8 protein-coding genes and 1 pseudogene are annotated in these 12,357 nt (G+C 64.9%); 4 read left to right on the top strand and 5 right to left on the bottom strand.

Going from position 1 to position 12,357, the window contains the following annotated elements; genetic code table 11:
- Positions 1–1,235, top strand: a pseudogene (locus ALC15_RS44010) (hypothetical protein); the annotation flags it as partial.
- 149 nt (positions 1,236–1,384) lie between these two features.
- Here the strand turns inward: ALC15_RS44010 and ALC15_RS03635 are convergent.
- The 5 genes from ALC15_RS03635 to ALC15_RS03615 form a co-directional block, all read right to left on the bottom strand.
- A complete protein-coding gene (locus ALC15_RS03635) occupies positions 1,385–2,902 on the bottom strand; it encodes an ATP-binding protein (RefSeq protein ID WP_050626083.1) in 1,518 nt (505 codons plus the stop codon).
- 144 nt (positions 2,903–3,046) lie between these two features.
- Entirely contained in the window at positions 3,047–3,757 is a 711-nt protein-coding gene (locus ALC15_RS03630; RefSeq protein WP_050626082.1) for an alanyl-tRNA editing protein, read from the bottom strand.
- Positions 3,758–3,820: 63 nt separating this feature from the next.
- Positions 3,821–4,990, bottom strand: a complete 1,170-nt coding sequence (locus ALC15_RS03625; protein WP_050626081.1) for an OpgC domain-containing protein — start codon at positions 4,988–4,990, stop codon at positions 3,821–3,823.
- A gap of 289 nt (positions 4,991–5,279) precedes the next feature.
- Positions 5,280–5,894: a TetR/AcrR family transcriptional regulator gene (locus tag ALC15_RS03620; RefSeq protein ID WP_050626080.1), complete on the bottom strand. Its 615-nt coding sequence runs from the start codon at positions 5,892–5,894 to the stop codon at positions 5,280–5,282.
- A gap of 89 nt (positions 5,895–5,983) precedes the next feature.
- Entirely contained in the window at positions 5,984–7,156 is a 1,173-nt protein-coding gene (locus ALC15_RS03615) for an acyl-CoA dehydrogenase family protein (protein WP_050626079.1), read from the bottom strand.
- Between the two features lie 643 nt (positions 7,157–7,799).
- On the opposite strand from ALC15_RS03615, the gene aspT reads away from it, so the two are divergent.
- From aspT to ALC15_RS03600, 3 genes are all read left to right on the top strand, one after another.
- A complete protein-coding gene (gene aspT / locus ALC15_RS03610; RefSeq protein WP_050626078.1) occupies positions 7,800–9,488 on the top strand; it encodes an aspartate-alanine antiporter in 1,689 nt (562 codons plus the stop codon).
- Between the two features lie 39 nt (positions 9,489–9,527).
- Positions 9,528–11,123, top strand: a complete 1,596-nt coding sequence (locus ALC15_RS03605) for a bifunctional aspartate transaminase/aspartate 4-decarboxylase (protein WP_050626077.1) — start codon at positions 9,528–9,530, stop codon at positions 11,121–11,123.
- A gap of 96 nt (positions 11,124–11,219) precedes the next feature.
- Positions 11,220–12,320 carry an asparaginase gene (locus ALC15_RS03600; protein ID WP_094193658.1) on the top strand — a complete coding sequence of 367 codons (1,101 nt, stop codon included), beginning with the start codon at positions 11,220–11,222 and terminating at the stop codon, positions 12,318–12,320.
- Positions 12,321–12,357: the final 37 nt, after the last annotated feature.

Raw genomic sequence — 12,357 nt, 5'->3', positions numbered from 1 at the left:
AATACGCATTCTGGGACACCGGCGGCAACGGCCATTGGGTGGTCAATGGCGTCGCCCAGGCCGCCAATGTCGAGATCGATGTCTCGGCGGCAAACCTGTCGCAGGTCAGCTACGTGTTCGGTCCCGGCGGCTCGCCGTCGGACACGCTCTACGTGCGGGCCAACGACGGATCGAAGTGGAGCAGCTGGGCTGCATTCACGGCAACACCGGGGCCCGACCATGCTCCGGTCGTGACGGCGGCGAATGTCAGCGGAATTCACGACCATTCGATCGCAGCGACCGGCCTGTTCTCGGTCACCGACGCCGACAGCGATACGATGACCCAGTACGCGTTCTGGGACACCGGCGGCAACGGCCACTTCGTGGTCAACGGCGTCGCCCAGGCCGCCAGCACCGAGATCGATGTCGCGGCGGCGAACCTGTCACAGGTCAGCTACGTGTTCGGTCCCGGCGGCTCGCCGTCGGATACGCTCTACGTGCGGGCCAACGATGGCAGCGAGTGGAGCAGCTGGACGGCCTTCACGGCCACCGCGACGAACCAGGCGCCGACGGTCGCGGTCGCCAACGTCGTGACGGTCTCGGGGCAGACCTTTGCTGCCGCGAACCTCGTCACGGCGACGGACGCCGACGGCGATCCCATCACGAAGTATGCGCTGTGGGATACCAACACGAACGGACGTTGGAACGTCGGCGGCATCAACGAGCCGGCGAATACCGAGATCGACGTCACCGCGGCGCAGCTTTCCCAGGCGACCTATCAGGCCGGCTCGGGCACCGACCAGCTCTGGATCCGGGCCTATGACGGCACGGCGTGGGGGGCCTGGCAGTCCTTCAACGTAACGGGGGAGAGCCCGAGCAGCGCCAGCATCGCAACGGGCGCTACCCTGGAATTGCCGGGGGCTTCGAACGCCGCCGTGTCGTTCCTGGGTTCGACGGGAACGCTGAAGCTCGATAATTCGGCGAGCTTCAACGGCACCGTCGCCGGGATGACGGGTTCGGACGCGATCGATTTCGCGAATATCAGTTTCGCGAACGTTCAAACGCCGAGCTTCAGCGGAACCAGCACGAACGGAACGCTCACGGTGACGGACGGCACCGTCACGGCGAGCATTGCGCTGCTGGGCAACTATATGGCCTCGACCTTCACGACCTCGAGCGACGGCCATGGCGGTACCCTGGTTGTCGATCCGCCGGCGACGCAGGTCAGCCAGCTGGCGCAACCGCAGCACGCGTGAGGCCTGTAGATGAGGCGTGCGGAGCCGCCGAGACAAGGTGGCTTCGCCCATCCAGAGAAACGAAACGGCCCGCCTCTCGGCGGGCCTTTTTGTAACTGCGGCATCTCGGGGTCCTGCCCGTGTCCGGCGCTTCGCCGCTCACCCTCCGATCACGGAGCCGAGCTGTTGCAGGCTGCTTCCGCCGGTACCTCGTCGACATTCGGGTCGGCCGCGGCCGTGGCCCAGGCGAGCTCGACGAGTGTCACGATCCGCCGTCCGGCACCATCAAGCTGGCAGACGATCAGGCCCTGCTCCTCGATGTAGGTCAGAAGATGCCGGGCGCGGCGCAGCGAATGCGTGCCATAGGCGCGGGCGATCGCGGCATCGCTCGGGCAGGGCCAGCCTTCCTTCGCGGCACGGGCGATCATCATGAAGACGCCCTGCATGTCCTCGGGCAGGATCGCGGCGCGCAGCTGCACATCCTGCCAGGCGTCGTCTTCCGCGATCTCGGTGCCGAGCCCGGCGCGGGCGCGCGTCAGCATGCGGCGGAAGTCGGTCAGCTCCGGCACCACGGCGCCGAGCCCCTCGATCCGGCAGCGCACCACGAACTCCTGATAGAGCACGCCGATGGCACGGAAGCCGGCGTCGGGCTCGGCGAGAATGGCGCGCAGGATGCGATCCAGCCGCTCACGCCGCTCGGCCAGTTGCTCGGCGCTCGGCGGCGGTTCCGCAGTCTCGGGATCGATCTCCGGTGTGGTCGACTTGGCAGCCATCAATTGGCTGAGCAGGTCGGGCGCCGGCGCCCGGCGCGGCGGCCTGGCCGCCGTCTCGGGCGGTGGGGCCGCGAGGATGATGGCGCGCGCGTCTTCGAGTGCCGCTTCCGGTAGCGGCATCAGTCGCGGCGCCGCGTTGCGCGGCTGCGTGTCGGTTGGACCGATGCGCAGGCCAAGCGGACGGCGCGAAAGCGCCGGGCCAAGCGCCATAAATTGTCCGCGCTCGAGGTCGCGGAAAGCCTCCGCCTGCCGCCGCTCCATGCCGAGCAGGTCGGCGGCGCGCGCCATGTCGATATCGAGGAAGGTGCGACCCATCAGGAAGTTCGACGCCTCGGCCGCGACATTCTTGGCGAGCTTCGCCAGCCGCTGGGTCGCGATGATCCCCGCAAGGCCGCGCTTGCGGCCGCGGCACATCAAATTGGTCATCGCGCCGAGCGACAGCTTGCGCGCCTCGTCGGAGACTTCGCCTGCGACTGCCGGCGCGAACAGTTGCGCCTCGTCGACCACCACCAGCATCGGATACCAGTGATCGCGGGGAACCTCGAACATTCCGCCCAGGAAGGCGGCAGCGCGCCGCATCTGGTTCTCGGCGTCGAGCCCTTCGAGATTGAGCACGGTGGAGACGCGATGAATGCGCACGCGTTCGCCGGCGACCTGCAAACTGCGCTCGGTGTGGTCTTCGGCGTCGATGACGAGGTGACCGAACCGCTCGGCCAGGGTAACGAAGTCGCCCTCGGGATCGATGATGGTCTGCTGCACCCACGGCGCGCTCTGTTCCAGCAGCCGGCGCAGCAGATGGGATTTGCCGGAACCCGAATTGCCCTGCACCAGGAGACGTGTCGCCAACAGCTCCTCGAGGTCGATGGCCGCCGATGCGCCGGCCGTCGTTTGTCCCATCTCGATCGCTACGGTCATGTCCCCGACTCAAATCGTCCTTGCGGAGACGCGGCTTAACAAGCCGATCGCGCCCCGTCGAGCGAGCCGCACAACATCATCCCCAGGCACGGCCGGGACGTGGATGGCTTGAGGATTGCCCGGTGCAAGACTTGCCGGAGCCGTTCAAACCGCGACTTTGATCCTGCGGTTCTGGCGGCCCTTGTTGTCGATCTTGACGATACGCGCTGGGCGCGATTGCCCGGTCGAGGCCAGATGGGTGCCGCCGCAGGCCTGCCGGTCGAGACCGAGGATCTCGACGATCCGGACCAGCCCGTCCGCCCCGACCGGCGGCGCGACAGCCTTGCTGCGGAACAATCCGGGGATGGCTTGCGCCTCGGTATGCGCCATGAAGACGGCGCTGACGGGGAGGTCCTGCCGGATGATGTCGTTCAGCGGCGCCTCGAGCGCCCGCAGCGCCTCGTTGTCGGCGCCGGGCAGATCGAAATCGACGCGGAAGGTGCCGTCGGCATTGAGCTGCGCGCCGGTCAGAAGCGCGCCGCCGAGTCGCGTATAGACCAGCGCGTTGACGACGTGGGCGAGCGTGTGCAGCTCGCACATCAATGCGCGAAACGCCGGCTCGACTTCGAGCATGACCTTGCCGGAGATCACGCTGTCGCCGGGGATCGTGTGCCAGAGGCCGCGCTCGTCGCGCGCGAGCCCGGTCACCGGCAGCTCGCCGCCGGCCCATCGCAGAAGCCCGCGGTCGGCGAGCTGTCCGCCGCCGCCGGGAAAGAACGGCGAGCGTTCGAGCAGAACTGCTCCGGGCCGCGCGTCGAGCACGTCGGCTTCGAGTTGCAGGATGTCGGGATGGTCATGGGTGAAGGCATGGGACATGCCTTCAATCTAGCGCATGCACATCGCCGCTGACCACCCGCGTCGGCCTCGACGGTCCGCCTGCTATTCCGCCGGCTCCGCAGCAGGCGCCTGCGCAGCCACCGGCTTCTTCGCGGGCGCCTTGTCGACCTTCTTCGACCAGGAGCGGTAATAGGCGAGCACGGTCATCAGCACGATGCCGACAAAGCTCACCACGATCTGCATCCAGAGGCTGCCGGAGACCTCGACCAGCACCACATGCGCGACCACGGCGAGGAAGACGCCCGTGCAGAACACCTCGAGCGACTGCTGACCGCATTTGATGATCGGCTCGAAGATCGGCCATTCGTAGCCAGGCCATTCGCGCGGCAGGAAGCGCGTCACGAAGAAGGCGAGCACCACGAAATGCAGCACGCGATACGGGGCGAGGTTGGTCTTGTCGTTCGGATTGAAGGCGTCATAGAGCCAGGCCGGCATCGCCTGTCCGAGCTCGGGGAAGCGACCCGCCAGCGTCATGACCAGCGCGAACAACAGATAGGCGCCGCCGAGCCACAGGAAGGCGCGTGAGCGGATGAAATTGATCGATTCGCTGGCGCCGCCGAGCGCGAACCAGCCGCCGAACACGAACAGGAACTGCCAGCAGAACGGATTGAAGTACCACGAGCCGGACGGATAAGCCGGCAGGTTCCAGCCGAAATGGCGCGCGGCGAGATAGAGCAGGAACGAGGCCGCCAGCGTCAGATTGAGTTTTCGCAGCATCGCCCACAGCACCACCGGATACACTAACATCAGCGCGATGTAGAGCGGCAGCACGTCCATGTTGACCGGCTTGAATGCCAGGATCAGGCCCTGATAGAGCGTCTCGGCCGGGTTCTGCATGAAGCCCGCGACGTTGAATTCGTTCTGCAGGTTGGGATCGTGGTAGCGCTGCGCGAGATAGCCGATCTCGGCGATATAGATCACGAACAGCAGGACGTGCGCGACATAGATCTGCCAGGCCCGCTTGATCAGCCGGGTGGCGCCGATCACGGTGCCGCGCTCCAGCATCATGCGCGCATAGACGAAGGATGCGGTGTAGCCGGAGATGAAGACGAACAGATCGGCGGCGTCGCTGAAGCCGAAATTCTTCTGCGTGATCCAGTTCACCGCGTTGTTCGGGATGTGATCGAGATAGATCGCCCAGTTGGCGAAGCCGCGCAGCAGATCGAGCCGATAGTCGCGGCCACGCGGCGGCAGAACAGCCTTGACGTCCATCGGTTCGCTCCCATCCCAACTGCCCGCGCGTCCGGTCGCGGGTCGCCCACCGCGTGATACTAGAACATGATTTCGACGGCTGTGTATTGGTTTTCCGGAATGGAGTGCCTCGACAGCCGGCCAACGCGATGTATTTGGATCAAATCGTTCCGTCCGTCGAAGTTAAAACCGGGCATGACGATTCAAGATTCGCAGGATGGGTAGCGCGCAGCGAAACCCATCAAGCTGCGGCCGTGCGGAGAAAGGATGGGTTCCGCTGCGCGCTACCCATCCTACGAGGGCTCTCCGGTTAGCGCTGAACGAACCCGTTGTGCAGCGTCGTGAACAGCGTCCTGCCCTTCTTCACCAGATCGTATTTGCGGCCGTAGAGCAGCCAGACCGCGGTGAGGTGGCACATTCCGCCCATCATCAGCGACATCGCGGTGTAGGGATCGAGATTGCGGCGATAGGTGCCGGCGCGGATCGCCTGCTTGATCAGCTGCACGTAGCGCAGCGCGTATTTGTCGACCGCCTTCTTGACCCGCGGTTCGGCGGCAAGCACGCTCGGCCATATCTCCAGGAAGAACACGCGGCCCCAGCTCGGGTTGTCCTTGATGTACTGGAAGTTGGTCAGGAAGATGATGCGAAGCTGCTCGACAGGGTCGCCGCCCTTCACCAGCAGCGGTTCGGTCTTCTGATAGAGCGCCTCGAAATTGCCCTCGGGCACGTCGAGCACCAGCGCGCGCTTGTCCTCGAAATAGTCGTAGATGCTGGACAGCGGTACTTTTGCTACCGCGGCGACGTCGGTGAGCGAGGTGCCGTCGATGCCGCGCTGGCCAAACAGCTTGGTCGCTGCCGAGAGGATCTGCTCGCGCCGATCGCGGCTTCGTTGTTGCTTGAGCTTGAGCGTCGTCCCCGAAGCCACAGTTGTCTCCTCGCGTCCCGCAAAAACAGTAAGGCAGCGCGATCGGAACACAAGCGCTGTTGCGACGGGATACAGCGTAAGATTGCGGATCAGATCGGCGTGTTCCGCCGTTCATGGCTACGGAACGCGTTGCGTGCGATGATCTGGCGCATGATCTCGGATGTGCCATCCAGAATCCGGACTACCCGGGTTTCCCGCCAGATACGCTCGATTGGCAGGTCCCTGGAATACCCGGCACCACCGAACAGCTGCATGGTCATGTCGGCCACGCGCTGCACCATGTCGGCGCCGGTATATTTGGACAGCGCGGCCGCGGCGGTGCGGGCGGCGGGATCACCCTGGTCGTAACGCCAGGCCGCCTCATAGGCGACAAGGCGCGCGGCATGCAGCGCGCTCGCCATGTCGGCGATCTGCCATTCGATACCTTGATGGTCGCGCAGCCTGCGTCCGAACGTCTCGCGCGTCGAGACGTGATCGAGCGCGTAATCCAGCAGCTGGCTCGCGGCACCGACGCAATAGGCGCCCCAATGCGTGCGTCCGGCATCAAGGCACCGCATCGCGATCGCGAAGCCTTCGCCTTCCTCGCCGAGCAGGTTCTCGCAGGGAATGCGGCAGTCATCGAAGAATACTTCGGCATGCGCTGAACCGCGGCCGGCGGCCATCTCGACCACGCGGCCGACGGTGAGGCCCGGCGTCTTCGCGTCGACGACAAACGCCGCGATGCCCTTGGCGCCCTTGGATGGGTCGAGCGTGGCGAACACGGTGAAGACGCCGGCGACCGGCGCATTGGTGATGTAGGTCTTGCGGCCGTCGAGCACGTAGTGATCGCCGTCCCGCCGCGCCCGGGTCTGGATGCGGGCAGCATCCGATCCCGCGTCCGGCTCGGTCAGCGCGAAGGCGCCGATCACTCGCCCGCTGGCGAGCTCCGGCAGCCATCGGTCGCGTACCGCCGGCTGCGCGAAGAACTCGATCGCCTTCGATCCGATATGAACGTTCACCCCGCAGAGATAATAGAAGGCGGTGTGAGCCTTTGCGAGCTCCTCGATCGCGATGCAGCTGCCGAGCATCGAGAGGCCGAGCCCGCCGAACTGTGTCGGCGTGTTGGTGCCGAATAATCCCATCCTGCGCAGGCCGGCCATCGCGCTCTCCGGAACGATGCCGCCCGCCTCGATCGCGGCATCGTGCGGCTTGAGTTCGCTGCACACGAATTCGCGCATCCGGCTTTGGAGAACATGGAGATCGGCGGGAAGCTCGAAGTGCATGGGGTGCACCAAAATTCGAATAATCTTCGAAAAAGGTGCGCCGTCGTTGCGGAAATGTCAAAGGTTCAAAACCGGCAAATCGATGCGATCGTGCAGGCGACGGGCCGGGAAGAGCCGGGCGATCAGCCGCGTCATCGCCGCGTTACATCTTCAACTTGGCGTGTTGCGGTGCAAATCCATCGGCTGCAAGACGGATGACATATCGTCGCGGCGGTAACGGCGTGCTGCGGAACTCGCCGCTTCGTATGCCGGTGTCGGTCCTTGCTTCCAAATGAAATCAAAATGAAATAGTCGCGCACTAGTCGCGATCTGAATAATATGCAATCAATGAGATAGGGGCTGCGAGAAGCGCCCGAGCCGTGTCATCAACGGATCGGGGCGTTCGAGACATGTGCAAGGCATTCGGTTGATGTCGCTGTATCGCGTTCCAAGAAGCCCCGTCCGCTGCTGCTCCCGTGACGTTTGTGCCGGCCGGCCACCTCACCGATCTCTCGAAACTGCACGCGATGCCTTATCGGCATCGCCGTCGTGCGTTCGATCTCGTCGCACGCGACGGGGCTGATGGTCGCGGCGAGCGATCCCCTCCGCAAACATGACCGACACCTTTGATCATGTCCGAATTTGAGTACCCCGGGAGGCGACGATGGAGTGGATACAAGAGAACCTGAAGCAGGCGCCGGAGATCCTGCTGTTCCTGTCGCTGGCGATCGGCTACTGGATCGGGCAAATCCACTACGGCAAGTTCCAGCTCGGCGGCGTCGCGGGATCGCTGCTGGCGGCGGTCGCGCTCAGCCTGTTCGGCGTCTCTGTCGACAATGGCGAGAAGGCGCTGCTGTTCGCGCTGTTCATCTATGCGGTCGGTTTTGAGAGCGGTCCGCAGTTCTTCAAATCGCTCGGCCGGCAATCGCTGCGCGAGATTTTCCTTGCGGTGTTCACGGCCGTCGCCGGGCTGCTCACCGTGATCGTGATGGCAAAGCTGTTCTCGCTCGACAAGGGTACGGCGGCGGGACTTGCCGCCGGCGGTCTCACCCAGTCGGCAATCATCGGCACCGCGGGCGATGCACTGTCCCGGCTCGGGCTCGATGCGGCTGAGGTGCAGAAACTGCAAGCCAATGTCGCGATCGGCTACGCGGTATCCTACATCTTCGGCTCGCTCGGCGCGATCATCATCTGCGTCAACCTGTTGCCGCGCTTCATGGGCCGCGACATCCGCGACGATGCGCTGAAGGCCGAGGCTGAGCGGCTGAAGGGCGCCGTTGTGTTCGGGCCGGGTCAAGCGGCCGCGCTGCCGGAAGTCGTCGGGCGTCTGTACGAGGTCGGCAGCGGCGCTGGCAAGACGGTGGCCGCCATTGAAAGTGCGGCCGGCGATGCGACCATCACGGTCGAGCGCATCAAGCGCAATGATCAACTGATCCCGGTCACACCCGATGTCGCCTTGAAAGCGGGCGATATCGTGCTGGTGGTCGGCCGGAGGGCCGGCGTCGTTGCGGTCTCCGGCGGGCTCGGCGCCGAGCTCGAAAGCGTGCCGGGCATGGAGCTGGTGATGGATACGCAGGACGTGATCCTGCGCAATCCGGCCTATGACGGCAAATCGCTGGCCGAGATCAAGCGCTCCGCGACCGCGGCGCTCCGCCATGGCGTCTATCTGATCGGCATCGCCCGCGCCGGCGAGCCGCTTGCACTGAGTGACTCGACCGTTGTGAAGACAGGGGATGTGATCACCGCCTACGGCACCGACCAGGATCTCAAGCGCATGGTCGCCGAGGCCGGATCCCAGCTCTCGGTCGACATCAAGACCGACTTCGTGTTCCACGGCGCCGGCCTGGTGTTCGGCCTCCTGATCGGCTTGATCGTGATCCGCGCCGGATCGATTCCGCTGACGCTCGGCGCCGGCGGCGGCGCGCTGCTGTCCGGCCTGCTGTTCGGCTGGCTGCGCAGCCGGCACCAGACCATGGGCAACATGCCGGCGCCGGCCTCGCAGATCCTCAAGGATCTCGGCCTTGCCGGATTTGTCGCCGCGGTCGGCCTGCAATCCGGCCTCCAGGCGATCCACACCATCGCCAGCAGCGGTCTCACGCTGTTCCTGATCGGGGCCGTGGTGACGCTGGTGCCGCTGATCCTGGCCATGCTGTTTGGCCGCTACGTGCTGCGTTACGACAACGCCGCGGTGTTTGCCGGCGCATTGTCAGGGTCGCGCAGCGCCAATCCGGCGTTCGGCGGCGTGCTCGACAAAGCCGGCAATTCGATTCCGACAGCACCCTTCGCCATCACCTATGCGCTGGCGAATGTGTTCCTGACCTTGCTCGGCCCGTTGATCGTCGCGTTCGCGTGACGGCGCGCGCCGCGTTGCATCTGGAGAGGAGAACCGAAGATGGCCAAGATGGACTATTCGCAATACTCCAAGCTGAGCCCGTTCGAGCTCAAGGACAATCTGATCGCACTCGCATCGAGCCATGCCGATCGTCTGATGCTCAATGCCGGCCGCGGCAATCCCAACTTCCTGGCGACGGTGCCGCGCCGGGCCTTCTTCCAGCTCGGCCTGTTCGCGGTGTCGGAGGCGGAATTGTCCTTCTCCTACACGTCGGAAGGCATCGGCGGTCTGGCGCGGGCGGAGGGACTGGGCGCGCGCTTCCACACCTTCGTCGCCGCCAACACCGACAGACCGGGCGTGGTGTTTCTCGGCAAGGCGCTGTCCTATGTCCGCGACCAGCTCGGCCTGAACCCGGACGAGTTCCTGTTCGAAATGGTGGCCGGGGTGCTGGGCGCCAATTATCCGGAACCCGACCGGATGCTGAGGGTGAGCGAACGCATCGTCCGCGAATATGTCATTCGCGAGATGGGCGCCCGCAGCATGACCAATGATGAGGTCGATCTGTTCGCCGTCGAGGGCGGCACCGCGGCGATGGCCTACATCTTCAACTCAATGCGCGAGAACCGGCTGATCGCGCCGGGCGACAAGATCGCGATCGGGTCGCCGATCTTCACGCCCTATCTCGAAATCCCGGAGCTCAACGACTACCAGCTCAAGCAGGTGCTGATCGAGGCCGACCCGAAGGCCGGCTGGCAATATCCCGCCGCCGAACTCAGGAAGCTCGAGGATCCGGCGATCAAGGCGTTCTTCCTGGTCAATCCGAGCAACCCGCCGTCGGTCAAGCTCGACGATTCCGGCCTGAAAACGATCGCCGACATCGTCAGGAAGCGCCCTGACCTGATCATCCTGACCGACGACGTCTACGGCACCTTCGCCGACGATTTCAAATCGCTGTTTGCGATCTGCCCCCAGAACACCATCCTGGTCTACTCGTTCTCGAAATATTTCGGTGCAACCGGCTGGCGGCTCGGCGTCATCGCCATGACCCGCGACAATGTCATCGACCGGACCATCGCAGCCCTGCCGGAGGCGGCCAAGAAGGAGCTCGACACGCGCTATGCGTCGCTGACGACGGAGCCGCGCAAGGTCAAGTTCATCGACCGCCTGGTCGCCGACAGCCGCGCCGTCGCGCTCAATCACACCGCTGGGCTCTCGACCCCGCAGCAGGTGCAGATGGTGCTGTTCTCGCTGTTCAATCTGATGGATGCGCGCCAGGACTACAAGCAGGCGGTCAAGGCCCTGATCCGCCGCCGCGATGCCGCGCTGTACGACAAGCTCGGCGTTGCACAGAAGGACGACGCCGACAGCGTCGACTACTACACGCTGGTCAGCCTCGAGGACGTCGCGCGGGATCTGCATGGCGAGGAGTTCGCCGCCTGGGTGCTGAAGACCCAGAATCCGACCGAGATCCTGTTCCGCGTTGCCGACGAGACCGGCATCGTGCTGCTCCCGGGCAGCGGTTTCGGTGTCCAGCATCCGTCCAGCCGCGCCTCGCTCGCCAATCTGAACGAATATCAATACGCCGCGATCGGAACCGCGCTGCGCAAGCTTGCCGCCGAATATTACGACGACTACAAAAAGGCAGGCAAAGCGTAAGACGGCCGGCGGCACAGCTCACGTGACATCGTGACCGCCGGCGTTTCGCTTCGCGTCGGTGGTTTCGCTTCGACCTCAATGGAAGGACAAGAGATGATGCCGCGTTTGCTTCAATCGGGCCATTCCGTGCGCACGATCGTCGGCCTTGCCGCAGCCCTCATGATCGGGCTGCTTGCGTCGCCGACATCAGCACAACAGGCGTCCAGCACCACGCTGGCCCGGGTGCTGGTGCTCGGCACCGGCGGCACGATCGCAGGGCAGGCCAATGCGCGCGCCGGCAATGCCTATGATTCGGGCAAGGTCAGTGCCGCGAATCTGATCGCGGCCATTCCGGGCATCGACAAGCTCGCCCAGATCTCGGCCGAGCAGATCTCCTCGATCGGCTCGCAGGACATGAACGACAAGGTCTGGTTCGACCTCGTCAAGCGCATCCGCACGGCTGTCGACAACAAGGAGGTCGACGGCGTCGTCATCACCCACGGCACCGACACGATGGAGGAGACCGCGTTCTTCCTGCAAAATGTGCTCGACACCGACATGCCGGTCGTGCTGGTCGGTTCGATGCGGCCCTCGACCGCGATCGGCGCCGACGGCCCGGCCAATCTTTATGACGCGATGCGGGTCGCGTCGGCGCCGGAATCCCGTGGCCGCGGTGTGCTGGTGGTGCTCAACGACACCATCCACGGTGCGCGCTGGGTGCAGAAGACCAATACCACCAGCGTCCAGACCTTCCGTTCGCCCGATGCCGGACCGGTCGGCTATGTCGACACCGGTTCGCTCCGCTTCCTGCAACCGGCCGTTGCAACGAAGACTACGAAGCTGAAGCTGCCGGACGCGCCGCCGCTGCCGCGGGTCGACATCATCTATTCGCACGCCAACATGGATGCCGCGGAGGTCGAGGATGCGGTCAAGCGCGGCGCCAAGGGCATCGTGCTGGCCGGCGTCGGCGACGGCAACTCATCGAAGGGCGCGATCGATGCGCTGGCGGCCGCGGCCAAGCAGGGCGTCGTGGTGGTGCGCTCGACCCGGGTCGGCTCGGGTTATGTCAACCGCAATGTCGAGGTAGAAGACGACAAGCTCGGCTTCGCGGTCTCGCTCGACCTCAACCCGCAGAAGGCGCGCGTCCTGCTCGAGCTCCTGATCGCCAACGGCATCACCGACCCCGGCGCGGTGCAGCAGGCGTTTGCGCGGCCTTGATCGAGCGGCGTCCGGTGAGCACACTCGTCGGACTCCC

The organism is Bradyrhizobium viridifuturi, assembly GCF_001238275.1.
GTDB lineage: Bacteria > Pseudomonadota > Alphaproteobacteria > Rhizobiales > Xanthobacteraceae > Bradyrhizobium > Bradyrhizobium viridifuturi.
This window is presented reverse-complemented; position numbering and strand designations above follow the sequence as displayed.